This is a genomic window from Microcoleus vaginatus HSN003 (genome assembly GCF_022701255.1).
Classification (GTDB): Bacteria; Cyanobacteriota; Cyanobacteriia; order Cyanobacteriales; family Microcoleaceae; genus Microcoleus; species Microcoleus vaginatus_B.
Map to the genome: position 1 here is coordinate 5757644 of NZ_CP031705.1, position 25396 is coordinate 5783039.

Here is a 25396-nt window from a genome sequence, read left to right on the forward strand (position 1 = left end):
ATGGGCGATCGAGTTTGTTAGCTGTTGTAATAAAAAAGCATTAACTCTAGCAATTTCAAGAATTAATACATAAAGTAAAATAGCACAGGTAGCCGTCAAAAGTGAAGGTTCACCTCGAATAACCGCAGTAAAATATTTGGGTATAGCAATTAACCCTATAAATTGCGTTAAATATAGTTTCTAGTAAATATAATAAATCCATGTTAAAAATCCGTTATTAAGTCATATAAATTTATTAAATTTATTAAATTTCCACAAACATTAACAATTATTATAAATCTGCCCAATCCAATGAAAGCATCATAAAAAGACAGTGTACTCGGTATGATTACACCTGAAAAATTTATTCTATTTGAAAAAGTGAAGGAACCCATAATACCCAATATTTCAAAAATTATTGCTAGGGCTATTGTGGCGGGCTTAGTTAGGTAATTAATTAATAAAGTAGGATTACTTGCATAAATCTTCGCCATTGCCATTCCTAAACAAAACTCAAATAACCTTGAAATTGCTAAATATCCGCGGGATTAATCATGTCGCCCCATATTGGTTCAAACAGGTTAAATTCTAACAGTAAAACTAAAAATGTATAGGTGACTTTAATCACAAAAGAAGTTAAAATAAACTGTTTAATAAAAAACTTTTGTAAAAACTTAAACATCAAAAAGAAAGACAAATAAGATTGAATTAGTGGAAACATAAACAAAGAAAATGGTAGGGCTTTATCGAGAATTATCCAACTTCTCCAAAATGACCACCAATCAAAATAGGCATAAAATAAATCCGCTCTTAACCGAGTAATTATCAAAGATACAGCTAAAAGTATCCAGTAGGTAGGGTAGAGCCGGATATTTTTTTTCCTCATAAAATTAATCCAGCTTTCATCAGGTTTTAAAATTCTTGAATAAGCCAGTCCAAAACCACTGAGAATGAAAAAATATGAACTCCCTGATATCCAAGCAAGAAAAATATATTCCCTAAATCAAAAACTATATTGCCTACACTATTAAACGGTAGGGGAAAAAACTTAGCAATCGTCGAGGCTGGATCTACTACTTTGGCATACTCGAAAAAGTGGTTGTATCCAAGAAAAGGAGGCACGAAATTGAAATACCAACAAGGAACCCCCACTACCCAGCAGGCAGCAAAGCCTCTCATCATATCTAATTCTTGAAACCGATTATACTTCATCAATAAAAATATTCGTTTAACTCAAACTTATAGCAACAGTCAAAATATTTATAATGTCAAGCTTAGGACGTACTCGATCGCTCTTAGGATGCGACAAAAATTCTACTCTATGTTATAAGCGCCAGCCCTGTCAAGGTGGTGAAGAACACCCTCAAACCCTTGAAATATCGAAGGCTGCGATCGTTAAATCTGATTCTTTTAACAGGTGATTAAGCATAAACTAGGTTTATTGCCGATCGCCAGCCGATAGGATGAGGTAAAGCCGATCGATCGCACCAATACGCTATGAGGGCAGTGTGCACTCACAAACTACGAGATTTCAAGCGTTTGAGGGAGTTAGATACCAGGCTCGGCAGTGACGCCAGACAGGGCGGGTCATCAGCGTCAAGCCGATCGCATTTGCCGCATAACCGCAGCGTGAACCATCCCTAAATTGCGCGCTGCAGTTATGCGGCGACGTTTTTTGAACACGGATTATATCTAGTGTCAGAGAATTCCAGAGGACGATCGCCCTTTGTTCGCTGGTAACAAGAAAACATGGACGCCCAAGTTGCAGAGCAAGCGAGTTTGGGTTTTATCTGGGCTGAAAATTTGTTTAAGTCCAGTTAGGAAAAAACGCTTTTATTAATTAGACGATCGCCATTTAATAAAAACAATAAACCCTCAGCAATTGCCGAGGGTTTATTTCCAAAATCCTACAATTTTCCCCACAAAAAATATCTCGGTCTAAAGGTAGATGATATTTGGAACTGACTAAAGTTATATTTTGTGACATTCTCTACTTGTTTATAGCCCCAAAACACGCGCATCAAAAACGCAATAATTAGACCCCAAGCCCCACTCGTGAAGCAACCTCAAAGATCGATGGATTTCTCTAGAGTAAGTCTTAAAGGAGCATCAGAATGTTAGATATTGATGAAATGAGTTCCAAAGAAATACAAGAACTTTTACAGCAAGTAGGACACGGACACCTCGGCTGTGTATTTGAAGGGCATCCCTACGTTGTGCCAATGCACTATTATCTCCAAGATTCGGACATATACATTTTCACAACAGTCGGGATGAAAACGAAGTATATAGACAGCAATCCAGAAGTCTGCTTGCAAGTGGAAGAAGTCCGGGATTTCCACCACTGGCGCAGCGTTGTGGTGAACGGGCGAGCAGAACGCCTCACGGAACAGTCAGACATCGATCGCGCGATGCAATTGGTCAAAGAACACAACCCCACACTTTCACCCGCCATCAATCGCACCTGGGTTGACTCTTGGGGGCGTGCGGAGGCAATTGCAATCTACCGCATTCACCCCAGCGAAATGAGCGGGCGCACGACGGAGGGAATCAGCAGTCGGTGAATGTCTCTGCTGGCATGGGAATAATAATTTTCTGAGTGAATCGCGCTCGTCCTACTCGTAGTCTCAGTAGCCTTCGGATCTAACTGGATATGATATTAAATGAACTTACTTCCCAAAAAATCTCTCATGTACCGATTCACTAACTGCGGCTCTTCCTGGTGTACCCAGTGGCTGCAATTGGGAAGGTACTGAATCTGAAAATCTCGCACGTAATCTGCTGTCCCATAAGTTAACTCTTTGCCGAGGGCGACATCTTTTTCTCCCCAAATCATCAGCGTCGGAACTTGCAGCACAGTCCAATTCTGGCGCTCGAGAAATCCGCCAGCTATATTGCGGTAATAATTGATAGTAGCAGTCAGAGCGCCCCGTTTGGCAGCGGCATCTTTGTAAGCTTCGATATCTGAGGGGGTAAAGGTGCTTTTGTCCACTGCCATACCTTCCAAAGCAGCAGAAATTGCCTGATAGTCGCCCAACTGAATTAACAACTCCGGCAAAACTGGCAACTGAAAGAAAAAGATGTACCAACTTCTCAGCAATTGTTGAGGAGTGCGTAAGCCTTCAGCAAACTTTGCCGGATGTGGTAGATTCATCACAATTAATTTATCCACCATTTGGGGATAAGCATAAGCAAAATTCCAGGCGATCGCACCTCCCCAGTCGTGACCAACTAAGACGCAACTTTCGTATCCCAAACCCTGAATAATTCCCTTGACATCTTGCACAAACTCTGCCATCACGTAAGCAGATTTATCCTGAGGTTTGTCGCTGTCGTTGTAACCCCTGAGATCCACAGCAACAACTTTATAATCTGATGCAAATTCCGGGATTTGATGCCGCCAAGAATACCAAAATTCAGGAAATCCGTGCAGCATCAGCATCAGCGGCCCAGAACCTTGAGTGACATAGTGCAGTTTAATGCCGTTCGTAGCGATAAATTCGTGTTTCCAAGCAGCTTCGAGCACAGACATATTTAATGCTTTCTTTAGCTTTAGAAAAATGGTAGCAGTTACTGTGTTTGAGAGGAACCAACTTTAGGCAGATATAGCAATTCTCCCAGCACTTGTAAACTCTTCCTTTTCTCTTCCTTTGTGGAACAGGCGTCTCGCCGATGGTTCTTCGCGAAAGGGCTGCGTAAAAAAAAGCCGTAGCAGGGGCGAGGGTTCAACGCCATCGCCCGTTTCCCGAAAAGATTGCTATAGCAATCCTAAATCATTATCATGATTGTGATACAATTATATGCAATACTCGATCGTGACCATAAAAAAATGAATAACTTACAACTGCAACAAAAAGATAGGCAAAAAGAAATAGATTGTTTAGAATCTTTCATTAAAAGCGATATAGATGCCAGAGAACTAAAACGAGCAATAGCTGTAAGGATGGCGCTCTCAGGTAATATCTACCATGAGATCAGCAAAATTTTAGGTGTAAGTAATTTTTTTATTGGTTATTGGAAAAAACAATTTAAAACCAAAGGCATCGCCGGAATCAAACTAGGACATAAAGGGTCAAAAGGGTATTTAACAGCTCTACAAAATACTGAAGTAATCGAGTGGTTAAGAAATAAAGAATATTGGAATTTAGATGAGCTAGTTACTTATTTAGAACAAGAATTTGGTGTGATATATAAATCAAAACAGAGTTACTATGAACTTTTTGACCGGGCGAAAATTAGTTGGAAAAAAACTCAAAAAATTAATCCTAAATTTGATAAAGAACTGGTAAAAAAAAAGACGGAAGAAATTAACGATATTTTATTTAAAAACAAGGCTGGTATAGAGTCTGGGGAAATAATAGTATTGTTTTTAGATGAATGTCATCTACTTCATGGTGATCTGACTGGTTATGTTTGGGGTCAATCCCAAATCCGAATTGAAGTCCCAATTACCAATGAAAAAGATAGACAAACTTATTTTGGCGCACTCAATTATCAAAGCAAAGAATTCCATGTTCAGAGCCATCCATCTGGTGATGGAAAATCAACAGTTAAATTCATAAAATACTTACAAGATAAATATAAAAATCGCAAGATTATCTTGATTTGGGATGGAGCTAGTTATCATAAATATGGAGAATTTAGAGACTTTTTATTAGAACTCAATGCTGCCAAAGAACCTGCTAATTGGTCAATTACTTGTATTTTATTTGCTCCCAATGCTCCCCAACAGAACCCCGTTGAAGATATTTGGTTACAAGCTAAAAACTTTTTAAGAAAGTATTGGTATTTATGTAGGTCTTTTAAGATTGTCAAGTTTCTGTTTGAGTTTTTTACTAACGAACATAAATTTGATTTCCCCAAAATACGTCAATATACTTACACACAGAAAATCATTTAGGATTGCTCTAGATATAGAAAATCATTTAGGATTGCTATATCTCAGGCAAAATAATAGTATAATATTCCTGGCATCTCAACAACTGTCAAGCCCAAAATTACTGATTTTTGAGCGCGCGAAAATCCCGAAGCGCAACATTTTGAGGTGTTGTGATGGTGCCAGTTCAATAATTAAGATCGGGCGAGTGTACTAGGAATTAAAGGAGTTAATACTATGTCGGGCGATCGGCTGCAAAACATTGTTAACCGCTTGACAGATCGTCTAAAGCGCGACGTATTAGTTGAAACATCCCTCTACGACATTCGAGAAGTTTTGCAGAGCGATCGCGCGGTGCTTTATCATTTTTACACGCAATGGCAAGGCCGAGTGACTTACGAGATGTTGAGTGCGATCGAACTCTCAATCTTGGGTTCAACAGGGCCAGATGAGTGTTTTAACCACGAATACGCTGCTTTGTACGAAGCCGGCAGAGTTAAATCAATTACAGATATTGAAGTAGAACCAATCCACGAATGCCACCGAGATTTTCTGCGTAGCCTGAAAGTTCGTGCCAATTTAGTTGTGCCAATTTTAACGAACAAAGGACTGTGGGGGCTGTTAATTGCTCATCAGTGCAGCGGGCCCCGCACTTGGTCGCGATCGGACATTGAATTCATGCAGCAACAAGCGCAAAATATGGCCATGTCTCCCACAATTCAAGATAGTTAATCTTTCATCCAAAATCCCGCTTTGTGACAGTTGGGGTGCATTGTCTGTGCGATCGAAAATTACCAACCAACCAAAATATGGTCTTCTATTGTTAAGCGGGGGTTTGTATTGACTGATAGGGCTGGATGAGACTCTCAGCGGGAATTCCTAACTCTTGATTCAGCTTCCGATGTCATAACGGATTGAGACAATCAGCCGTAAAATGCAGCGACGAGAAATAACCTCGAATTCATCAGCAGTGGTTTTTGCTCGTCCGCTGCCATAAACTGTTACCCCTAGCGCTTATGGTGACTGGCTTTCATCCTTTTTAATTAGCTTTAAACAAGCGTGTATCGTTGCCAGAGAATAATAGAACATCCAATTATACCAAATGGCTTTGTCATAATCCTGCTTTTGGCCATCCTTGTGGTGTCGTATTGAATAGTTATTAGCTATATTAAATAAAGCGCTCTCGGCATCGCTTAATTTTACTTCCTTAATTTGCTCACGCAGAAACTCCAAAACAGCAAATAAGTCTCGAATTGCATCATACTTTCCATCTAGAGATGAGCGAGAACGTCTAAATTTAAGAGTTGCGGATTCAACTCGCTGCTCAACATTTTTAGGATCGTAAGGAGGCAATTTTTCAAGAACTAAGTCCTCCAATCCTTGCTCAGGAAGTTCTAGAATTTCACCCTTTTCCGATAGTTCATATCCCTCTCTATAGTCACACAATAGCTTATTCATGCTATCTCTAAATTCTTGCTTACCAGTCTCCCTATCGAAGGTGTCATAAGAATCTCCATGATGACCCCATTCATCGTATCGATGAATCGGCTCAGAAACACAATCGTAAAGAAACTCGATGACATCAAACAAGTCATCCTCTGAATAATTATTACATTTTTCCTCAATTGGCCATAAGTCAGGTTTCTTGAGCTTGATAAACATTTGTGCTTTTATATCAGCACCTAGCTTGCCTGGGACAACTCTCGAGTTTTCATAAAAATAATCGTTATTTAGAAAATCAAGATAAACAAGTTTGAAAAGTTCAACGAACATGGGTAGCTCGTAGCGACTCGCCTCAGGATTTTTGCCAGTACGATTAGAATAGTATTTCCGATTCATGAACGATTATCCCAATTTTATAAATATATCCGGAGGGGCGAAGGATTCGCACCTATATTCTATCAATTATACGACGTATTTTAATTGTAGGGTGCGTCAGGTGAGTTTCTTAAACGATTATTGAAGGTTTAAATATATGACGCACCTTACTAATTAAACCACCGTGCTCGCGGCGAGCGCATATTGCCAAGCAACCAGAGCCCTGTCCCAATCGCTCCCGATATTCATCTAACTGTTCCACACTTTTGTCTCTAGCAAGAGTTGGCGGCAAGAATTTTTCGGATGCTGGGGGAGCGAAACCCAAGAATGATATCTTGAGGAGACACGCCACGTTGAATCAGTTCTCGATCGATATAGATTTCGGTACTGTTGTGTTGAATCCAGATTTGATTTTCGATGATATCGAGCTGCATGGCACAGCCATAGATGCGATATTCGTCGCGCCATTCGTTGTGCATAACGAGGTATCGATCGCGGGCGAAATCGAATATTAGCTGAGCATTTGCGTCATTTTTAGAAAAGTCTTCGAGAAAGTCACAAACAATTTTGCGGTATTCGTTTAGCCTATCCATTGGTCGATCGCCTCACGAGTTGGATTGTAAATAATTAGTCGAATTTCATAACGTTCGATGACAGTTTTTGCGGGTTCAAATCTGAGAAACATTTGGTAGGTATCGGTGGGCACTGCCAGATACAGCATACGTTCTGGTTCGCTAGAGACTTCGATGGCAACGCGATAGTTGAGGAATTGACCGAGGGCGGTGTGGAATTCAGAAATGGTGGAGCTACCTGCGAAACTTTTGACTTCTACAGCTATTTTACGTCCTTCTTTTTCAGCGGCGATCGCTTCTTCGGCTGCAAGATCGATGTAGACATCAGCAACACCATAACGTAACTGGTAGGGATCGTGGGTTATCTTCCAGCCCTCTTTTTGTAGGGCGATTTTGACCGTGTTGTGGAAGATATCCTTTGCCATTTTTAGATTTTACCCAAGGATTTACATCGGACACTATTAGTACATAATATAGCCGAATGTTACGCACCAATAACTGTAACCGATCGCCCCATTGGAGTAGTACGAATTTCAGTTGTAAGATGCGTCAGATATTTTAACTATCAATAATCGTTCTAAAAGCTCACCTGACGCACCCTACAATTTGATTTTAGTATGCCAATTGCATAATTCCTGTTACTATTAACTAACAGCTACAGCCTCCCCTAAAGGATGCTGCTGCAAAACCGCTTGCAAATACTTCCCAGTATAAGACCTCTGATTTGCCGCCACATCCTCCGGCGTCCCCGCCACAATAATCTCGCCGCCCTTATCTCCCCCTTCAGGCCCCAAATCGATCGCCCAATCGCAGCACCGAATCACATCTAAATTGTGTTCGATTACCAAAATTGAATTACCCTTATCCACCAATCTTTGCAGCACATTTAACAAATGGTGAACATCATAAAACGACAAACCAGTCGTCGGTTCATCGATCAAATAAAGCGTCTTCCCAGTAGCGCGGCGCGACAGTTCCGTTGCCAATTTTACCCGCTGCGCTTCGCCCCCAGAAAGCGTCGGCGCCGGCTGTCCCAACTGAATGTAACCCAAACCAACATCAACCAAAGTTTGCAGTCTGGCGCCCGCCCTGGGAATATTTTTAAACATCTCCAAAGATTCCTCCACAGTCATGTTTAAAACATCAGAAATCGACTTGCCTTTGTACTTAACTTGCAGCGTTTCTCGGTTGTAGCGCGCACCTTTGCAAACCTCACACTGCACGTAAACATCGGGCAGAAAATTCATCGAAATCACGTTCACGCCTTGGCCACCACAAGCTTCGCACCTTCCCCCTTTCACGTTAAAAGAAAACTGCCCCGCTTTGTAACCTCTTGCCTTCGCTTCAATGCTTTCGGCAAACAAATCCCGAATCACGTCAAAGACTCCCGTGTAAGTAGCGGGATTAGAACGCGGAGTGCGGCCGATGGGAGATTGGTCAATTACAATTACCTTATCCACCACATCCTCTAGAGAGCGTTCGCCTTTAGTTTTGAGGGCGTCCATATCGGGTGGTAAAGGCACTTTTTTGGTGATATAGTGTTGCAGCGACGGGTACAGCAATTCATTGATTAAAGTTGATTTTCCAGAACCGGAAACCCCGGTCACGCAGACGAGTTTTCCGAGGGGAATTTCCACATCGATATTTTTTAAATTGTTGCGCGTCGCATTTATGATTGAGAGAGCTTTGCCGTTGCCTTTTCTTCTTTCATTAGGAGTTTCAATTACTCGCTTTCCCGACAAATAAGCACCAGTCAAAGATTCCTCTGCCTTTAGCAAATTTTCTAAACTTCCTTCCGAGATAATTTTGCCGCCGTGCACGCCAGCACCGGGCCCGATATCGACAATATGGTCTGCCGCTCGCATGGTTTCTTCATCGTGTTCTACGACAATCAAAGTATTGCCTAAATCGCGCAATTTTGTTAAGGTTTGCAGTAGGCGAAAATTGTCTCTTTGGTGCAGTCCGATGCTGGGTTCGTCCAAAACATAGAGCACTCCTGTCAAACCAGAACCAATTTGAGTCGCCAGCCGAATTCGCTGGGCTTCTCCGCCAGAAAGCGTCATTGCTGCGCGGTCTAAAGTTAGGTAATCTAACCCGACATCGAGCAAAAATTGCAGCCTTGCTTTGATTTCTCTCAGGGCTAAATCGGATATTTGGAATTGCCGATCGCTCAATCCCAAATTATTTACTCGTTCGCGACATTCGCGAATCGAAATACTGGTTAAATCTACAATTCCGTACTGTCCCAAGCGCACCGAAAGCGCCTCGGGTTTCAAGCGTTTGCCCTGACAAACCTCGCAAGAGCGATCGACCCGATACTGTTCCAACTTCTGCTTGATCAGATCAGAACCAGTATCGTCGTACTGGCGCTGCAACATGGAAATTACGCCATTAAAATCTCTCCTCAAATCAGTGCTGCCGTCGCGCTTTTTACTTTCTGCGGTGCGCTTTTGCTCATTGCCGTACAAAATCACGCGCTGGTGTTCGGGCTTTAATCGATACCAAGGAGTGTCGATATCAAACCCACAAGTATCAGCAATACTGCAAAGCAAAGAGAGATAATAGGAATTGTCTTTATCTGACCAAGGCGCGATCGCACAATAAAGAGGCGCTTTCTCGTCGGGAACTACCAACTCCGGCGCAAAAGTCCGCAAACTCCCCAAACCGTGGCAGTTCTGGCACGCGCCGTAGGGCGAATTAAACGAAAATAACCGAGGGGAAAGTTCCTCCATTACCGCGCCGTGTTCGGGACAAGCAAAGTTTTCCGAAAATACGATCGGCCCCTGTGGTTGGGAATTTTCTTCAGTCGGTAACTCTTCAATAATCGCAATCCCCTCAGAATGGCGCAAACAAGTTGCCAGAGAATCAACTAAACGTTCTTCTAAACCGGGTTTTTTAATTAACCGATCGACAACTATCTCGATATTGTGCGTATGATTTTTATCTAATTCGATATTTTCCGAAAGTTCTAAAATTTCTCCGTTAACTTTGACGCGAATAAATCCTTCCGCAGCTAAACTCGACAATAATTTGCGGTGAGTGCCTTTTTTTCCGCGCACAACTGGTGCCAGAAGGTGAAAGCGAGTGCCGTCGGGAAGCGCCATGACTCGATCGCACATTTCATCAATTGTCTGCGGCGCAATGCAGCGATCGCAAATCGGACAGTGCGGTTCGCCGGCTCTGCCGTAGAGCAATCTGAGATAATCGTAAATTTCTGTAACAGTGCCAACCGTCGATCGCGGGTTGTGAGAAGTTGACTTTTGGTCGATCGAAATAGCCGGACTCAAGCCTTCGATCGCGTCCACATCCGGTTTGTCCAACTGTCCCAAAAACTGGCGCGCGTAAGCGCTGAGAGACTCGACGTAGCGGCGCTGTCCCTCGGCAAAAATTGTATCGAAAGCGAGGGAAGACTTACCTGAACCGGAGACACCAGTAAAAACGATCAGGCGATCGCGCGGCAGTTCCAGATCGATATTTTTCAGGTTGTGCTGTCTCGCACCGCGAACCCGAATCGTATTTTGGTTGTTAGAGTGAGAATTCGTCACATTATGCCCGTTGCGGGATGCACTTGGCTGGCTGTTTGAGGTTTTGGCGCGTTGGGACATGAGAGTAGTGCAAAACAGTGCTTAACCATCTTAGCGCTGCCGATCGAGTAGCTGGCATCCAAACTCAAGAATATCAAAGAATTGTCAAATAAGTTTCCGTCGGCCCGTCGGGCAAAACCTTCAAACTTTGATGCTTCAAATCCACTTCAATTCCCAGCGCTTCCATCGGAATCACGCCTAAAAGTGGCGTTTTCCCCTCAGACAATTCCCAACCCTCAAAAGTCCCTTCGCGCCCGCACAGAGAAATCGAAGCATCCCGAAAAATCCTCGCCTCACTAATGCCCGTGGCTGTTTCCCCAACCACTTGCTTGAGGATTTTCAAACCCAGTCTGGCGAGGACATCTTTAGGCGAACACAAAGTAGTCGCGCCCGTATCCACCAAAACATTTTCTAGAGTTACAGATCGGACTTCCTCTAGGGGAATTAAACCATCTTCTGCTTTAGCTTCATCGATCCGATTCGTAATTACGACGGTTGTGATCACTTTCCCCATTGGGGTTTCCGTAGTTGTTTCCCTTACTTTCAAATTATCATAAATTGCTGCTTTAATTATAGCACATATTTCCACAAATTGTAGGACGATGCACTCCCCATTCTGCACCGCCAACCTGACGAATAGCTCTGGCTAAATCATCAAATTACTGCACGCCAATAAACTTGTGAGTTTGTAAAGACAACCTGTAACTCGGATTCTTTTTTAGCAATTTCAAAATAATGGGAATAGCTGATTCTTTCGAGTTCCATTCTGGTTGCAAGAAAACCGGAATATTCACATTATTTTCCAAATGCTTGTGATAAAATTCAACTTCTTCACCAGTGCTAACCACCAACTTAATTTCATTAGCTCTAGTCCAAAAAAGCTCTTGCACCGGATATTTAGGATTGACGTGTTCTTTAGGAGAAAGAGTAATCCAAGCCAGTGGCGAAACATCCTGCCAGCAAGCGCCCGAAGTTTCAATACTCACCTGCTTGTCAGCTTGTAACAAAGCTTCAACTAACTCAGGCAAATCGCGGTGAATGAAAGGTTCGCCACCAGTAATGACAACCCTCGGAGACTGCAATTGAGCGAGCAATTGTGCGATCGACTGCGGTACAGACGGCAAACCTTTGCCCCCATCGGCATAACCGGTGTCGCACCAAGGACACCGCACAGGGCAACCGGCCAATCTGATAAAATCAACTAAAGTCCCCGTCCAATAACCTTCGCCTTGAACCGTACACTGAAAAGTTTCATGAATTGGTAATTTTAGTTGTAAATTAGACACCCGAAGTTACGCCTCAAATCAATTAATTACGTTATTTAGATAGAATATTCTTAAAGTGTTATTTCTTCGCGGTTTGCAGCAATTAAAAACAGTCCGGGACGCATAAACGGGGTTTATGAAAAAAAATCCGTTTTATCCCAGAAGCTTGACTCAGAAATCCGGTTTCTTCATAGCTTTTCTATAAGTCCTTAGAAATCCACCACAAACCGCAAATAACTCTTTAATTATCTTGTTCAGGTTCCATCATAGTAGCCCAGCGGCGTTTCAATGCCAAAGTCAGCCCGTCAGCAATGGGGACAACACTGAGAGTAACTCTGGGATCGTTACGCAATTTGTCGTTGAAACTACGAATGGCGAGGGTGCTTTCGTCTTGTACTTGAGGATCAGCAACTCGTCCTGACCACAGAACATTGTCAATTACAATTAAACCGCCATTGCGTACAAGTTGCAGCGATCGCTCAAAATAAGCCTCATAATTTTCTTTATCGGCGTCGATGAAGGCAAAATCAAAGGTTCCAGCTTGTCCCTCGGCTATTAGTTTGTCCAGAGTATTTATTGCTGGGCCCAACTGCAAAGAAATCTTATTAGCAACGCCTGCAGCTTCCCAATAGCGTCGTGCGATCGCAGTATATTCCTCGCTGACATCGCAAGCAATAATCTGACCGTTAGGAGGCAGCGCTAAAGCTACGCACAGCGAGCTATAACCAGTAAAAACGCCAATTTCTAAGGTTTTGGTCGCTCCCATAAGCTGCACCATGAGCTCCATAAACTGACCTTGTTCGGGAGCAATCTGCATCATCCCCATAGGATGTTTAGCAGTTTCTTCGCGTAGTGAAGCGAGAATATCGGGCTCCCGCAGAGAAATAGATAACAGATAATCGTAAAGTTGATGTTCTAGGCCAAGAGTTGAGTTCGCCATCGGTTTGTCCTTGCTGCTCACTTTTGATTTTAGATTGTAGACGCGCTGTTAAGGGAAATCGGAGACTGTAGAGTTAAATTTGGCACCTATTTTGCTGTGGCTGATGACAGGTTGCAGTAGCAGTGTCTCGGTTACACAGAGGCAACTTGCAAAACGCGCGATCTACTTCCAAATCAGTTTATCTCAGCCACAGGTGATTTAGCACCTCTGGAAAATAAAAATGGATAGAGGGGAGCGTTTTGAGATTGCTGCGTTGCTAGCAGCGTGTAACGCCGTTAGTGATAGCAGTTCAAAAAATGAATGCAACTCTACACAAGCTGCAAAGTCATACATAATAAGCTCTTGCCCATCCCAAATTTCAAATAAATCTCTAATGGTAGGAGTTGGGGAAAAAGTGAGTTCATCCTGATCACTAAGTAGATGAACTGCGAAAAACATAAGTATGTCATTGCCAGTGGAATGAAGCAATCGCAGAGGTTGTGAGTCGTTTACATTTTGTTACATAGTCAAGTTTTTTTGGGTTGCTCTACTTAATCGCCAATGAGTAATTATTGAGGACTTACGCACTCCCAAACCAGCAAACCGTTTCATTTAATTAACTCTTATGGATGGGCTCAAGCCCGTGTACGTTCCTGGAACAAACCAGGCGTCTGGAAACCCTTGTCTCCCGGAGTATTACTAATCACTAATAAACTGGGTTCAATAGGACGATTTCTTAACTGTCACACCTTATGAATCCATACCTAAACAACCTACCCCAAATCTCAACTACCTTCCACGATTGAGGTAGAGCAAGTATTTGTGGGAAAAAACAGGTTGATGGCAACCCTTGGTCTGCACTTTTACTCATAACTAATGAACCGGGATTAATAGGACGCTCACTTAACTGTCACAGTTTATTACTCCAGACCTAAAACACCTACCCACAATCAAAACAACATTCCACCAAGGCATCGCTATGTATTACACTTTCGCAGGTTTTGGTGCCGTCACAGGCATATTTTTGCTGCTAGTTTTTGCCATTCTGCAATGGCTGCACGTCTCCGCCGGCAGTTTTATTGATTGGGTAATTGCCATTGCTATTTTTGAATGGCTGTTGTTGATAGTTACAGTTCCCTGGAATATCCACTTTGAAGCTAAAGAAGTTTTAGCGCAAGCCGCAGAATCGACTAAGAAAAACATTGCTGTCGATCAGGAACAAGTCAAATACGTTACTGTATTAGTTAGCCGATCGCTCTTTGCGGCGATCGCACTTCACTTGTTTAGCGCGATCGCACTTTACGCCCTAGCCGCCACCGGAATTAGTGCTGTTGGCTATCTCAGTTCCGGTGCTGCACTGCTGTTAACTGTACTGCGTCCAGCTATCCGAGGTTATCAGTATTTAGCCCAGCGGCTGACAAGTATCCGCCGCCAATTTTTGCACCCCCGCGAAGATATTGTCGAACTCCGCAGCCGCTTTGCAGAATTAGAATCTACAGTTAGAGATTTGACCAATCAATTAAGTTCAGACAATCCGAATTCGTGGGTGGCTGTCCAAAATCGGGAACGGCAAGTTATCAGAAGAGAATTAACTACGGTATCCGCATCTCTACAATCTTTGCAAGCGACAAATGAGGCAGAACACACTAAACTCAGAAGAGATGCAGAAAGTGCGATCGCCCAACTCACCGATGACGGACAATTTCTCAACCACGTCCGCGAAATCATCCGTTTCTTTAAAGAATCGTAAACGCAGACGATTTTAGATTAAAGAATTGAATAATTGGGAATGACTGATGACTATCTGGCTTAAGAGCTGGCCTACCGTAAAATTCTGGTTCTAAACTGGTATCATTAGTCATTAGTCCAATTCCCAATCCTCAAACTCCAATTGCCAATTCCCTATCTTTAGATAGATGCGAAATAGTCGCAGATAGTCACAGTTTTAATAAAAACAGAATTTTATCAGTCTTCAGGAAGACTCAATCAAGGTATTTTCCCTAACAGCAATTTTTAGCCAACTATAACCAAAGATAGTTTGTGAATGAGTTAGCTTGGGCCTAATATTTAAATATAACGCAAAGACCTTTTTGAAAAAACAACCCAGGAATAAATCATGACTAATCGCCAACCAATACCCCCCAAAGAAGAAGTTAGCAAATCAACACCGGCCGACGAACAAATCGAAGCCAATATGGAAGCCCCCCACTACGACCGGGGCATTACTCCTGCTGAGACAGCAGCGCGGCAAGACCGGGAAGGCGCTAATTTCATGCACACAACCACCGAAGGGAAGCAGAAAAGTGCAAAAACTGATGACCAAACCGATGACGAAAGCATTCACACTACAGATGGTTATACAGTAGACCAAGAAGGTCTGGTTAACAATTACGCGATCGAACCGGAAATGTACATCAACGAACCGGGCGATTTGAGAGCAAAAGAAGAAGCAGAAGCCGCAGAACGCGCTCAAATTCTTGCAGAAATCAAAGATAAAAAAGGCGAGGAAGGAAAACTGACAATGGATGCAGACACCCGCGGCAAAGGGCCGGGAATTATCTAGATTGTGTGGTTGGTAGTTGCGTTTCAGCGCGCGAAATTGCAACTGCGAAGCAAAGGGGCGGGTTTTTATAGTTCCGGCAGTTATCGATCGATATTTCCGGTAAAACTCGCCTCTATTTTGTTTTGCACATCTGTTTGGTGAGTTGAGAGGTTACATCATACATCTCTCAATTACCGTATCAATCGGCAAGTTTTCACACCCAGCTCAAAAAAGCCTTAAAATTCCTCAAGCTTTAACATTTTCCTTCAGCCAATTAAACTTAGCCTCAGCTAGTGCCAAATTTTCCAGGACGTTAGGATTGATATCCTCTCGTTCAAATTCTGGTTGATCTAATTCTATATTGCGACCGTATTCTATATGTCTGATCGTACCGCGCATCCTATCGGCCAGACACAGTGAAATTCCATAATAAAACCGCGAAGCAAAGCCCATATCTTGTTGAAGTTTGATTACTAACTGCCGCCTCGGAATTGCTAGCAAGTGAGTTTCTTCCATCGCCTTCACAGTTGCCAAAGGAGGACGAGCGTCAATGAAAGAGACTTCTCCCACCAATTCTCCCGTGGCTATTTTAGCGAGTTCTCTAGTCTGCTCAGCCTCGATCAAAACGCTCAAACTTCCATCTAAAACAATGTATAGCGCATCGATCTGTCTCCCTTCATGGATCAAAATCCCGCCCGGATCTAGAACTTCCTTTTTGCCTTTTTGGACGATCCAGTTGATATCGTCATTATTTAACTGGCTCAAAATAAAAAGTGCTTTTTTTCTGCTGCTGTCGGCCATAAGTTTTAGCTCTTGATCGCTTCTTTTTTATATAAAATTCAGAGGGCGCGCGATCGCAACTTCTTCCGAAGCAGTCCTCGCTCAATACAGTTTTTTTTATCTTGCCTAACTTCTTGGCCAAACCCCTATTGGGCAGGCTTTGCCAATAGCAGATGAATCACGCTGAATCATAATCTCTCAATACTAGCATTTGTTAAACAATCTTCTTTAACTCGATCGACCTTCCTAACATCCCGCGAAATGCCCGTCTCAAAAGCAATCGGGTTCGTCCACACAGCTTGTGAGACGGGATCGGGCGCGGGAAACCATGCTCCGCGCCCAGTCTTGCTCACTAAATCGATCGCAAATCAGGATAGCCCGCCAACATATCGTCAGCAGTCAGAGTGTCCCCGTTCGCTTGAGGAGTCCACAGCACCTCAACCGCCAGCAACTGCTCGCTCGATACTCCCCCAATCTGACGCAAAGCTTGGCGCAAATCTTCAGAGTTTTTCACTGCTGGCAATTGCAACTTACCTTGAGTACCGACAATCACCGTCACAACAATAAATTCCCCGGGATCTGAATTCAAATCAGAAGCAACCAGCGCACCATCTTGCTGCATACCTGGCAGGATATTGCTGCTCCCTGCTTGCCGGAGCTGATTGTTATAATTCGAGAGCGTTTCCTCAGTAAATTTACTGCGTTCTGCCAAAGACAATTGATTAAACTTAGCTTCGGCTGCTTCCAAGCGAGTTTGCACAGATTCAGCGCCCGCGTAAACCCAGTATTCAGGATGCCGCAGCAGCGCCAGAGTAGATTCTTGCACCACTTGAGCGCGACCGGCCGCTGTATCGGTATCCGCTTTGCGCGCTAGAGTGTCGAGTTCGGCTTGCAAACCGCGGGCCTCTGCTAGCAAACCAACTTGCAAGCGGGCGACAGATACGGTGGTAGTGGGGGCGCTGTTGCCGAGTTCGTCAGTTGATCCCCCGGCGCGGCGGAAGCTTTGGACAAGGAAATTAGCGATCGAAATAAAAATCAAAATCGAGAACAGGCCGCCAAACCCGCCCCCAAAGCCAAAAAACGGCAGCAAGAACGGGAAACCGAAGCCGCCGCCAAAGCCACGGCCTGGGTAGTAGCCCCCTCCCGACGGCGCGTAAGTGCGACTAGGAGACGAGTAACTGCGCGCCGGAGCTCTAAAAGATCCGCCGCCGATGCGTCCTCCGCTGCGGGCTGCCAAAGCTCCGTCAGCGTTACCGAGGGCTAGCGTCAGTACCAGACCGATCGCAAATAGTGATTTCAAAAGCGGTTTGATCTTGGAAATTAGTTGCTTGTACATAAGACCGTTACTATTCGATACATTTATAATTTACAGTCTATCCTCGCTTCTGGGCAGCCTGGTTATAGGTATGAAGCCAGCGAGATATCCGTACCAACCGATCCCACAAGCAGCGTTAGGGCTGAGTCTGGGAACGGGAAAGGCTAGAAATGACTGGCATTCCTGACTACGAACAATGGACATCCCGGGTTTTACAGAAGTTTACTTAAGTCCAGGGCGATCGGCCAACAATAAGCTCTAGACTTTTAAAGAAGCGCCACGAGTCCTAGAAAACAGGGCTTTATCTACCGTAAAAAAAACATTATGTTTCCAACTCACCGCCCCCGCCGCCTCCGCAACCATCCCCAACTCCGCCGGATGGTACGCGAAAATATCTTGACAACCAGCGATTTAATTTACCCCTTATTTGCCGTACCAGGGGAAGCTTTTGCTAAAGAAGTCACATCGATGCCGGGAGTTTACCAGCTATCGGTAGACAAAATAGTAGAAGAAGCAAAAGAAGTCTACGACCTCGGCATTCCCGCGATTATTTTATTCGGCATTCCCGCAGATAAAGACACAGATGCTACAGGTGCTTGGCACGACTGCGGCATCGTCCAACAAGCGACGGAAGCAGTAAAAAAAGCCGTACCAGATTTAATCGTCATGGTCGATACTTGTCTGTGCGAATATACCCCTCACGGTCACTGCGGTTATTTGCAAGTCGGAGATTTAAGTGGCCGCGTCTTGAACGATCCCACACTAGAATTGCTCAAGAAAACCGCCGTTGCTCAAGCTAAAGCCGGTGCAGATATTATCGCACCTTCGGGAATGATGGACGGTTTTGTCGGAGCAATTCGCGAAGGATTGGACAGTGCTGGATTTGAAGATATTCCCATCATGTCTTACGCGGCAAAATACGCCTCAGCTTATTATGGCCCGTTCCGAGATGCGGCCGATTCTGCTCCGCAATTTGGCGATCGACGCACCTATCAAATGGACCCAGGAAACGGCCGCGAAGCTCTCAAAGAAATTGCTCTCGACATTGCCGAAGGCGCAGATATGCTCATGGTTAAACCCGCTTTAGCTTACATGGACATCATCTGGCGCGTGAAGGAAGCAACTAACCTGCCAGTTGCTGCTTACAACGTTTCTGGAGAATATGCGATGGTGAAAGCCGCCGCCCTCAACGGTTGGATAGATGAAGAAAGAGTAGTGATGGAAACATTGACCGGATTCAAGCGTGCTGGTACTGATTTGATTTTGACTTACCACGCCAAAGACGCCGCCCGCTGGCTGCAAAACTGATTCACTCGATTTGACAGGTGAGATTTGACTCCACAGCACAATCTTCGGGTGTTTTCGTGGAGTCAATACCTCTCTCGATAGATGCTTTTTAAGCAGGCAAGAAACAAGCTATCGCTTACGCTTACCGATAAAAGACGCCTCGAAATCGGCTTTTTACAGTCTCAGTGGGCTGTAAGGAAGTATTGGTATGAAAAAACCCGGTTTCTCTGTAGACCAACTCCAAACCCCCTAAAAAATCAGTCATTCCCCATCTAAAATCTCAAATCTAAAACCTCCCATGGTATGAGTTATTAAGTTGGGAATTCTGAGTCAAAGACTTTTTTACAAAATATAGCCAAAAAAGTATTAATAATTACCGAAATTAGTTAAAAAATATGTATGAATAAAAATAGTTTTGTAAATCGGGAATTAAATCATTGATTGTTCCCAAGCAAAATCAACTATACCCGGTAAGACAGTAAAAGTAACACACTTTAGATAGAAATTGAAGGCAGATTGAGCATGACATCAACGACTAGGGATTCCAGTCACATTCAATTTTGTATAGGTCGCGATCGCGCAGACATCGTACAGATCCAAGAACTATTTAAAGCCGCCGCCTTTTGGGCGAGGGAACGCAAGATAGAAGATTGGGAAATTGCGATCGCCAACAGCGAACCAGTTGTTACAGTTTGGGACGGCTCACGGGCGATCGGCTTTGCCAGAGCCACCTCAGACGGCATCTATCGAGCCACCATCTGGGATGTCGCCATTCACCCGGATTACCAAGGTGCAGGACTCGGCCGTAAATTAGTGCAAACCGTCTTGAGTCACCCTCGGATGTGCCGAGTAGAGCGAGTTTATCTCATGACAACTTACAAACAAAGCTTCTACGAGCGCATCGGTTTTCAGCAAAACGCTAGCACCACAATGGTACTTGAAAATCAGCTTCTAGAAGAGAATCTCGAATTAGAAATTAGCAACAGCGAATTGCTAACTGCTAATTGTTAAATAATCACCCGATTGGCACCAAAATCTATAATATGTAGGGTGCGTAAGGGCGCACCTTACTCCCTATGAATAATTTCCTTGTTTCATCTTCCCTCGAACCTCTTCCCCACCTCCGTTAAATCTGTTAAATCCTTTGCCTTCTTCCCCACCTCCGTTACATTTGATATGTTGCACCATTCTCCATAGCCTTTTATGAACAGGCAAGATGCCTGTTCCACCAGAAAATTAATCTCTTGTGGAACAGGCATCGTGCCTGTTGCGCTTTCGGGCCTGTTGCACAAGAAAATTCATCTCTTGTGCAACAGGCATCTTGCCTGTTGCTTACAATGGTGCAATATCTCAGTTACATCCCGTACATTGCTCGTGGTTGAACGGGAGCATCGCATATTTGTAAAAACACTTCTTCTGGCTCCTTCCTTCTTCCTTCTTGCTCTTTCCTCCTGACTCCTGTCTCCTGACTCCTATCTCCAATTTCTAGCTTGGGTGCAAAAGTGAGATGCCCGTGGCCCAACTTCCTTCATCACAAAGTTGCCAAAGGAATAGAACACTGAGTACGGTTAAAATTGCACTCTTCGGACTCAGAAGGCACAGCCAGAACCTCTAACTTTCCGCTCATCAAACTTAAAAGAGTCTGATTCATCAATAACCTCATTCCAGAAGACACCTGAGAATTATCGCTGCTCTTAGTAGCATCACACTCCAAATCGTGCTTCAGCAAATCCCAAGACTCGCTCCAACCACTCACTGAACGCTGATCGTCCACCCAAATGTGAACGCATCCAGATTCCGGCGAAGCATGGGCAGACACAGAAATACTCCCCTCCTCCATCTGAGCAACAGCAGTATCTACCAAATGGACTAAAACTTGCCTAAATCTCGGCAAATCTGCCAATACATAAATCCCCGGATCTGGTGGCAATATCTCCAAACGAATGCCGCGATTAGCAGCCTGCAAGTAAGTTAAATCATCAACCTCGTCAAAAACCTTAGCTAACTGAATCGGCTCAATATCCATCCTGTCAGTACCGTGTTCAGTTTTAGCAACAGAGATAATTTCATCTATCAATTTCACCAGCTTGAGTGCCGCGACGTGAGCTTGCTCGACAAACTCTCGCTCCTCAGCAGGATCGTCGCACAAATCCGAGAGAATTAATTGCAGCGTACCAATCATAGTGCTCAGGGGCGATCGCAACTCGTGAGAAGTTCGAGCCAAAAAACCCGCCTTAAATTGGCTCATCTCCGATGCCATCTGATAAGCCAATTGAGTTTGCTTAAGTTGCTCGGAAAGGGCATCAAACTTCTCTAAGTGAATTTCTTGAGGAGGTGGCTGCACTTTGGGTGCAGGTTCGGGCTGTTGCGAGCTTTTTTGCCGCCGGCGCCAAATCACACTGCTTCCCAAACCCAGCCCCAGTCCCATACCTAAATATATAAATTCGCTCCAGCCGATCGGCGCCATATTGCTTTGCCTTGGAGTTTAGCTTTTAGCATTCTAACTCGATCGCGCCTTGTCGCAATATTTCCCAATCGCTGCCACTCCATTTAGCCACAGTGGAAGGCAAACTCGAAGCTGTTGCCGCTGTTGCTAATTCAGAAGGCACTAATGTCAAGACTTCGGGAAACACAGCCTCAATTTCTGCCACCGACTCCAGAGGTGGCTGACCGGATAAATTAGCGCTGGTAGTCGCCAAAGGGCCTGTCTGCTCTAGAATTTTGAGCGCAAGGGGAAGGTTAGGCACTCGTACTCCGATTGTAGTTCGATCGATGGGATTGAGAGCCGCCGGAACTTTTGCCGAAGCCGGCAGCACCAAAGTTAACGCCCCCGGCCAATAGGATTCGGCTACTTGCTGCCACAATTTTAACTCTGCTGGACTTCCCTGCACGTAAGGCCACAAAGCCCTCGCTGATGCTGCCATCAAAATCAGCGGTTTGTCTTGACTGCGGCGTTTAGCTGCAAAAATCAGCTCGGAGCGATCGGGACGCGCAGCCAAAGCGGGTACAGTATCTGTAGGAAAACTGACGATATGATTACCAGAAATTGCCCCTTGAACTAGGGCATCGATCGAAACTTGTGTCATACCATTTTAGATTTAAGATTTTAGAATTGCGGCATATTCTTGAAACCTAAAGACGGTAGGCTAAGGCAAACCGATCGACTCCTGCTAAATCAGAAAATATCTGAACTTTGCCATAACTCCCGTGAGTTTGCAGCATATCAGCTACCGCCTCAGCCTGTCCCGCCATCATCTCAATCAACCAAACTCCCCCCGATTCTAAATAATCGGGAGCCGTTTCTACCAAATGCCGGATGCACTCTAACCCGTCAAAACCGCCGTCTAAGGCCAGATGAGGTTCATGCTTCAAAACTTCCGGTTGCAGGGTCAGAACCGTGCTGCTGGGGATGTAAGGCGGGTTAGAGACCATGCCGCTGACTTGACCTTTGAGAAAAGCTAGCGGTTCCCACCACAAACCTTGATAAAAATTAATTCGCGATCCAAAACCCAAATTCTCAGCATTCAGTCGAGCCACTGCCAAAGCTTCCGAACTGCAATCTACCGCATAAACCGTAGCATTGGTCAACGCAGAAGCCAAGCCGATCGCGATCGCCCCGCTGCCCGTCCCCAAATCCACCCAATGTGATTTGGCAAATTCTCCCCCCCGAACCTCGGAGAAGTTTAAATCTTCTCCCCCCCTTACTAAGGGGTTGGGGGGGGTAGATTTTTGATTGATATTTTCTACTTCTAAACGGCTTTTAACAGCTTCTACAGCCAAATCGATCAGCAATTCCGTTTCAGGGCGCGGAATTAGCACCGCCGGCGTTACTTTGAGCGAAAAATGCCGCCAATGTGCAACTCCCGTTAAATACTGCACCGGCACCCGTTCCTGTAAGCGCCGCTGCCACAATTGAGCCAGTTCAGATAAAGACAACTTTAATTCAATTTTTGGCAAATCTTTAAACGACTCCAAACGCAGAGCCAACCTATCTAAACGAGCCAGCTCTTGCAGCAGCCAGTCGATTTCTGCTAGAGGAATATCATAATCGATCGCCTCTGCCTTAGCTTGATTCACCCACTGCCAAAGCTCTAAACCAGAAGCAAACATAAGGCTTTTTAGTAATCGGTAATTCTTAAGGGGTAATTCGCAATTGCTAACTGGTAATTAGTAATTAGTAATTACTAATTGGTAATTAGTAGGCTGAGTCGAGAAACCCAACCTACTAATTAATGACTGATAATTAATGACTAATGACTGCTGACTAACTATTAGCGAGCTGGAGCCGGAGCTGGAGCCGGCCGAGCTGGAGCCGGAGAGGCTGGAGCCGGTCGAGTTTGATTCGGAGCAAGCTGTGGATTTTGGCCCGCACCGGCAGGTTGGAGCGATCGCACAAATTCCAGCGATTCCCGCGAGGGAACCAAAATCATTTGCGTCAAAAACGGGTCGTTTTCAGTACGCAAAGCTTCCAAAACGCTCTCCAAGTTGACCACCTCAATCTTAATTGTGGCAGTCACGTTCGGCTGCTGCTGCTTAAAACGATCGACCATGCCCTGTAAATCCTCCTTGTTAAAAAACAAGGGAATCACCTCTTGCTGGCCCCGCTGAATCGTCAAATAACCATTTTCCGCGCCGCCTCTTGCCAAAAACAGAGGTACACCGTTGAACTCGTTAACTTGTTGACCAGTCTGTTGAAGTACAGTTTTAGCCGACTGCACCTGCTGCGGAGCCGGAACAAAAGCAAATTGCACTTCCTCCGGCTTACCTTTATTTGCTTGAGTGATCTGATAAATTTCCCCCAGCGACACCGGCATCACGCGCACCGACGCCGCCAACTGAGGATTTTTGGTTTTCAGTTGATCGACAAAAGCTTGAGCATCTTTCTGGCTGATGAAAATTCCCGCGACGGAAGCATTACCAGTTTGACCCTCACCCTGCTTGGGAACAGAAGCGATCAAGGGCGCACCCTGAGCGTCTGTAATCGTAAATACTGGCACCGATCGCAATTTTTCCAAAATTTGCGGCTCCGGCAGTGCCAGTGCAGACATTTTGCCAATTGGGGAGGGGCCCAGCAGAGTGCTGCCGACAATTCCCAATATTGCGCCCAAACGAACTAATGATTTCATGTTTTTTCCATCAGGAGCGATCCTGAAACACATTAACGCAAAGACTGGCGACTTAGCACGATCAGCAAAAACTGCCTCAATTTGTTTTCATTTTGACGAAATGTAAACATCAGAGACAGTTCTGCTTCAATCTATTATTTAACATTGTGCGATCGGGATGACAGGATTTGAACCTGCGACATCCTGCTCCCAAAGCAGGCGCGCTACCAAGCTGCGCTACATCCCGGTGTTATAGTTAGCTAACCTCTAACCATTAACGCACAAAACCACTTGCTTGTCAAGCTTTATTAAATATTTAACTTTCGATGCAGCTAAGGCGAAGTTTTTTTCAGGTTGTGCGGTTTGACCCCACCCAAAAACCGATACCAGCCCCTGACTCCTATCGTGATCGGCTCACAATTTTAGACCCTAGTTCAAGCTCCCAGATTCATCTGTGGAATAAATCTCAAATCTCAAATAGTGCCTTCGACTGAGGGCGACTTGACGCCTCGACTGAGTGCCGAACGTCTCGCCGCAGTCTCAAATCTCAAATCGACTGACAATACTTGCACAGCTTCATAACGGCCCTGATGGCGAGATACATCCCAGCCTAAATGACCGCAGCGCACAGGTGCATTCGGTGTTGGCAGCGTCAATATTGTATTGTATATCCTCAACAAATCAACGCCGACCTGCACCTCTGGGCTAATCTGGATACCAAAACATACCTTTAATCCCCTCTGGATCGGACATAAAGCCCAAATTGCGGTAAAAATCCACCACCTGAGGGTCAGCAAATAAGGTAATGTTGCTGATATCTTCACTGCGGAGTTTTTTAATGATGTATTTCATCAGCGCCTTGCCCATGCCTTTGCCCTGGTAGTCAGGATGAACTACCACATCCCAAAGCGTGGCATTAAAAGCATGGTCTGAAGTCGCTCTGGCGAAACCCACCAGCCGTCGCTGGCTGCCCCGCATCTCCCACATAGAGACGACTAGGAAGCTGTGCACAATAGCTTTTTTGACTTTACGCAGGGGACGGCGAGACCAACCCACTGCATTACAAAGTTCTTCGAGTTCGTAGAGGTCAATGTCCCGATCGCAACTGAAAAAGATGCGAGCGTTGCCGCTGGCGGGTTTGCGAAACGTTGGGGAAAGCGGATCGCCTAACCCAACAGCCACATCTTCCTCAAAATCCGCTGTTTGGGGTACAGAGGCAGACTCAGAACTACTAAATAAGTTTTTCCAAAAACCCATGCAGGCGCGGTTAAGGTAGTAGAAGTTGGACGACGAGAAAGAGAACCCGACAGATAAACCCACTCCGATCGGTGTAGGATCAATTGCCGGTAGCCTC

28 protein-coding genes and 1 tRNA gene are annotated in these 25396 nt (G+C 44.7%); 7 read left to right on the forward strand and 22 right to left on the reverse strand.

Features of this window, described 5'->3' with window-relative positions:
• Positions 1-511: 511 nt before the first annotated feature.
• Both D0A37_RS24795 and D0A37_RS24800 read right to left on the reverse strand, forming a co-directional pair.
• Positions 512-865, reverse strand: a complete 354-nt coding sequence (locus D0A37_RS24795) for a hypothetical protein (RefSeq protein WP_242718459.1) — start codon at positions 863-865, stop codon at positions 512-514.
• Positions 866-891: 26 nt separating this feature from the next.
• Positions 892-1191 (reverse strand): hypothetical protein, encoded by a 300-nt coding sequence (locus D0A37_RS24800; RefSeq protein ID WP_242718461.1) that lies wholly within the window; start codon positions 1189-1191, stop codon positions 892-894.
• A 902-nt stretch (positions 1192-2093) separates the two neighbouring features.
• Between D0A37_RS24800 and D0A37_RS24805 the strand changes: the two genes are divergently transcribed.
• Entirely contained in the window at positions 2094-2543 is a 450-nt protein-coding gene (locus D0A37_RS24805) for a pyridoxamine 5'-phosphate oxidase family protein (RefSeq protein WP_242718463.1), read from the forward strand.
• Positions 2544-2638: 95 nt separating this feature from the next.
• On the opposite strand, the gene D0A37_RS24810 is transcribed toward D0A37_RS24805, so the two are convergent.
• A complete protein-coding gene (locus D0A37_RS24810) occupies positions 2639-3511 on the reverse strand; it encodes an alpha/beta fold hydrolase (RefSeq protein WP_242718465.1) in 873 nt (290 codons plus the stop codon).
• 297 nt (positions 3512-3808) lie between these two features.
• Here D0A37_RS24810 and D0A37_RS24815 point away from each other — a divergent pair, with 297 nt between their 5' ends.
• On the forward strand, positions 3809-4879 hold the full coding sequence (locus D0A37_RS24815) for an IS630 family transposase (RefSeq protein WP_242717882.1): 1071 nt from the start codon (positions 3809-3811) through the stop codon (positions 4877-4879).
• 213 nt (positions 4880-5092) lie between these two features.
• Complete coding sequence (locus D0A37_RS24820) at positions 5093-5587, forward strand: GAF domain-containing protein (protein ID WP_242718467.1); 495 nt, start codon at positions 5093-5095, stop codon at positions 5585-5587.
• A gap of 282 nt (positions 5588-5869) precedes the next feature.
• On the opposite strand, the gene D0A37_RS24825 is transcribed toward D0A37_RS24820, so the two are convergent.
• The 7 genes from D0A37_RS24825 to D0A37_RS24855 form a co-directional block, all read right to left on the reverse strand.
• The gene (locus D0A37_RS24825) at positions 5870-6628 is read right to left on the reverse strand and encodes a hypothetical protein (RefSeq protein WP_242718469.1); all 759 of its coding nucleotides are present in this window, start codon (positions 6626-6628) and stop codon (positions 5870-5872) included.
• Between the two features lie 317 nt (positions 6629-6945).
• Positions 6946-7266, reverse strand: coding sequence for a XisI protein (locus D0A37_RS24830; RefSeq protein ID WP_242718471.1), 321 nt, complete (start codon positions 7264-7266; stop codon positions 6946-6948).
• Positions 7254-7670, reverse strand: coding sequence for a XisH family protein (locus D0A37_RS24835; protein ID WP_242718473.1), 417 nt, complete (start codon positions 7668-7670; stop codon positions 7254-7256). Before D0A37_RS24835 ends, D0A37_RS24830 begins: the two co-directional genes overlap by 13 nt.
• 219 nt (positions 7671-7889) lie before the next feature.
• Entirely contained in the window at positions 7890-10850 is a 2961-nt protein-coding gene (gene uvrA, locus D0A37_RS24840) for an excinuclease ABC subunit UvrA (protein WP_242718475.1), read from the reverse strand.
• A gap of 73 nt (positions 10851-10923) precedes the next feature.
• A complete protein-coding gene (locus D0A37_RS24845; RefSeq protein WP_242718477.1) occupies positions 10924-11343 on the reverse strand; it encodes a pepsin/retropepsin-like aspartic protease family protein in 420 nt (139 codons plus the stop codon).
• 145 nt (positions 11344-11488) lie between these two features.
• Complete coding sequence (locus D0A37_RS24850) at positions 11489-12115, reverse strand: 7-carboxy-7-deazaguanine synthase QueE (RefSeq protein WP_242718479.1); 627 nt, start codon at positions 12113-12115, stop codon at positions 11489-11491.
• A gap of 220 nt (positions 12116-12335) precedes the next feature.
• A complete protein-coding gene (locus D0A37_RS24855) occupies positions 12336-13034 on the reverse strand; it encodes a class I SAM-dependent methyltransferase (protein ID WP_242718481.1) in 699 nt (232 codons plus the stop codon).
• A gap of 958 nt (positions 13035-13992) precedes the next feature.
• Here D0A37_RS24855 and D0A37_RS24860 point away from each other — a divergent pair.
• A complete protein-coding gene (locus tag D0A37_RS24860; protein WP_242718484.1) occupies positions 13993-14763 on the forward strand; it encodes a hypothetical protein in 771 nt (256 codons plus the stop codon).
• A gap of 366 nt (positions 14764-15129) precedes the next feature.
• The gene (locus D0A37_RS24865) at positions 15130-15576 is read left to right on the forward strand and encodes a hypothetical protein (protein WP_242718486.1); all 447 of its coding nucleotides are present in this window, start codon (positions 15130-15132) and stop codon (positions 15574-15576) included.
• Between the two features lie 225 nt (positions 15577-15801).
• Here the strand turns inward: D0A37_RS24865 and D0A37_RS24870 are convergent, their stop codons facing one another.
• The 3 genes from D0A37_RS24870 to D0A37_RS24880 form a co-directional block, all read right to left on the reverse strand.
• Positions 15802-16356 (reverse strand): cyclic nucleotide-binding domain-containing protein, encoded by a 555-nt coding sequence (locus D0A37_RS24870; protein WP_242718488.1) that lies wholly within the window; start codon positions 16354-16356, stop codon positions 15802-15804.
• A 167-nt stretch (positions 16357-16523) separates the two neighbouring features.
• Positions 16524-16688: a hypothetical protein gene (locus D0A37_RS24875; RefSeq protein ID WP_242718490.1), complete on the reverse strand. Its 165-nt coding sequence runs from the start codon at positions 16686-16688 to the stop codon at positions 16524-16526.
• On the reverse strand, positions 16688-17671 hold the full coding sequence (locus tag D0A37_RS24880) for a DUF1517 domain-containing protein (RefSeq protein WP_242718492.1): 984 nt from the start codon (positions 17669-17671) through the stop codon (positions 16688-16690). Before D0A37_RS24880 ends, D0A37_RS24875 begins: the two co-directional genes overlap by 1 nt.
• Before the next feature lie 303 nt (positions 17672-17974).
• Here D0A37_RS24880 and hemB point away from each other — a divergent pair, with 303 nt between their 5' ends.
• Both hemB and D0A37_RS24890 read left to right on the forward strand, forming a co-directional pair.
• On the forward strand, positions 17975-18958 hold the full coding sequence (hemB, locus tag D0A37_RS24885; protein ID WP_242718494.1) for a porphobilinogen synthase: 984 nt from the start codon (positions 17975-17977) through the stop codon (positions 18956-18958).
• Between the two features lie 501 nt (positions 18959-19459).
• On the forward strand, positions 19460-19948 hold the full coding sequence (locus tag D0A37_RS24890) for a GNAT family N-acetyltransferase (RefSeq protein WP_242718496.1): 489 nt from the start codon (positions 19460-19462) through the stop codon (positions 19946-19948).
• Positions 19949-20031: 83 nt separating this feature from the next.
• Here D0A37_RS24890 and D0A37_RS24895 read toward each other — a convergent pair whose 3' ends face one another.
• The 9 genes from D0A37_RS24895 to D0A37_RS24935 all read right to left on the reverse strand — a co-directional run bounded on the left by D0A37_RS24895 (position 20032) and on the right by D0A37_RS24935 (position 25299).
• On the reverse strand, positions 20032-20196 hold the full coding sequence (locus tag D0A37_RS24895) for a hypothetical protein (RefSeq protein ID WP_242718498.1): 165 nt from the start codon (positions 20194-20196) through the stop codon (positions 20032-20034).
• Positions 20197-20291: 95 nt separating this feature from the next.
• On the reverse strand, positions 20292-20459 hold the full coding sequence (locus D0A37_RS24900) for a hypothetical protein (protein ID WP_242718500.1): 168 nt from the start codon (positions 20457-20459) through the stop codon (positions 20292-20294).
• Positions 20460-20468: 9 nt separating this feature from the next.
• Positions 20469-21404, reverse strand: a complete 936-nt coding sequence (locus tag D0A37_RS24905) for a sensor histidine kinase (RefSeq protein WP_242718502.1) — start codon at positions 21402-21404, stop codon at positions 20469-20471.
• Between the two features lie 25 nt (positions 21405-21429).
• A complete protein-coding gene (locus D0A37_RS24910; protein ID WP_242718504.1) occupies positions 21430-22023 on the reverse strand; it encodes an L-threonylcarbamoyladenylate synthase in 594 nt (197 codons plus the stop codon).
• A gap of 46 nt (positions 22024-22069) precedes the next feature.
• A complete protein-coding gene (prmC, locus tag D0A37_RS24915) occupies positions 22070-23047 on the reverse strand; it encodes a peptide chain release factor N(5)-glutamine methyltransferase (RefSeq protein ID WP_242718506.1) in 978 nt (325 codons plus the stop codon).
• 161 nt (positions 23048-23208) lie between these two features.
• Positions 23209-24063 carry a Tic22 family protein gene (locus D0A37_RS24920; protein ID WP_242718508.1) on the reverse strand — a complete coding sequence of 285 codons (855 nt, stop codon included), beginning with the start codon at positions 24061-24063 and terminating at the stop codon, positions 23209-23211.
• Positions 24064-24215: 152 nt separating this feature from the next.
• A tRNA-Pro gene (locus tag D0A37_RS24925) sits at positions 24216-24289 on the reverse strand.
• Between the two features lie 226 nt (positions 24290-24515).
• Positions 24516-24698 carry a hypothetical protein gene (locus D0A37_RS24930; RefSeq protein ID WP_242718509.1) on the reverse strand — a complete coding sequence of 61 codons (183 nt, stop codon included), beginning with the start codon at positions 24696-24698 and terminating at the stop codon, positions 24516-24518.
• Positions 24699-24747: 49 nt separating this feature from the next.
• On the reverse strand, positions 24748-25299 hold the full coding sequence (locus D0A37_RS24935) for a GNAT family N-acetyltransferase (RefSeq protein WP_242725747.1): 552 nt from the start codon (positions 25297-25299) through the stop codon (positions 24748-24750).
• Positions 25300-25396: the final 97 nt, after the last annotated feature.

Coding starts and splice junctions, on each gene's coding strand:
- D0A37_RS24795 (WP_242718459.1), bottom strand. CDS start 865: ATGAGGAAAAAAAATATCCGGCTCTACCCTACCTACTGGATACTTTTA.
- D0A37_RS24800 (WP_242718461.1), bottom strand. CDS start 1,191: ATGAAGTATAATCGGTTTCAAGAATTAGATATGATGAGAGGCTTTGCT.
- D0A37_RS24805 (WP_242718463.1), top strand. CDS start 2,094: ATGTTAGATATTGATGAAATGAGTTCCAAAGAAATACAAGAACTTTTA.
- D0A37_RS24810 (WP_242718465.1), bottom strand. CDS start 3,511: ATGTCTGTGCTCGAAGCTGCTTGGAAACACGAATTTATCGCTACGAAC.
- D0A37_RS24815 (WP_242717882.1), top strand. CDS start 3,809: ATGAATAACTTACAACTGCAACAAAAAGATAGGCAAAAAGAAATAGAT.
- D0A37_RS24820 (WP_242718467.1), top strand. CDS start 5,093: ATGTCGGGCGATCGGCTGCAAAACATTGTTAACCGCTTGACAGATCGT.
- D0A37_RS24825 (WP_242718469.1), bottom strand. CDS start 6,628: ATGTTCGTTGAACTTTTCAAACTTGTTTATCTTGATTTTCTAAATAAC.
- D0A37_RS24830 (WP_242718471.1), bottom strand. CDS start 7,266: ATGGATAGGCTAAACGAATACCGCAAAATTGTTTGTGACTTTCTCGAA.
- D0A37_RS24835 (WP_242718473.1), bottom strand. CDS start 7,670: ATGGCAAAGGATATCTTCCACAACACGGTCAAAATCGCCCTACAAAAA.
- uvrA (WP_242718475.1), bottom strand. CDS start 10,850: ATGTCCCAACGCGCCAAAACCTCAAACAGCCAGCCAAGTGCATCCCGC.
- D0A37_RS24845 (WP_242718477.1), bottom strand. CDS start 11,343: ATGGGGAAAGTGATCACAACCGTCGTAATTACGAATCGGATCGATGAA.
- D0A37_RS24855 (WP_242718481.1), bottom strand. CDS start 13,034: ATGGCGAACTCAACTCTTGGCCTAGAACATCAACTTTACGATTATCTG.
- D0A37_RS24860 (WP_242718484.1), top strand. CDS start 13,993: ATGTATTACACTTTCGCAGGTTTTGGTGCCGTCACAGGCATATTTTTG.
- D0A37_RS24865 (WP_242718486.1), top strand. CDS start 15,130: ATGACTAATCGCCAACCAATACCCCCCAAAGAAGAAGTTAGCAAATCA.
- D0A37_RS24870 (WP_242718488.1), bottom strand. CDS start 16,356: ATGGCCGACAGCAGCAGAAAAAAAGCACTTTTTATTTTGAGCCAGTTA.
- D0A37_RS24880 (WP_242718492.1), bottom strand. CDS start 17,671: ATGTACAAGCAACTAATTTCCAAGATCAAACCGCTTTTGAAATCACTA.
- hemB (WP_242718494.1), top strand. CDS start 17,975: ATGTTTCCAACTCACCGCCCCCGCCGCCTCCGCAACCATCCCCAACTC.
- D0A37_RS24890 (WP_242718496.1), top strand. CDS start 19,460: ATGACATCAACGACTAGGGATTCCAGTCACATTCAATTTTGTATAGGT.
- D0A37_RS24895 (WP_242718498.1), bottom strand. CDS start 20,196: ATGCCTGTTCCACAAGAGATTAATTTTCTGGTGGAACAGGCATCTTGC.
- D0A37_RS24905 (WP_242718502.1), bottom strand. CDS start 21,404: ATGGCGCCGATCGGCTGGAGCGAATTTATATATTTAGGTATGGGACTG.
- D0A37_RS24910 (WP_242718504.1), bottom strand. CDS start 22,023: ATGACACAAGTTTCGATCGATGCCCTAGTTCAAGGGGCAATTTCTGGT.
- prmC (WP_242718506.1), bottom strand. CDS start 23,047: ATGTTTGCTTCTGGTTTAGAGCTTTGGCAGTGGGTGAATCAAGCTAAG.
- D0A37_RS24920 (WP_242718508.1), bottom strand. CDS start 24,063: ATGAAATCATTAGTTCGTTTGGGCGCAATATTGGGAATTGTCGGCAGC.
- D0A37_RS24935 (WP_242725747.1), bottom strand. CDS start 25,299: ATGGGTTTTTGGAAAAACTTATTTAGTAGTTCTGAGTCTGCCTCTGTA.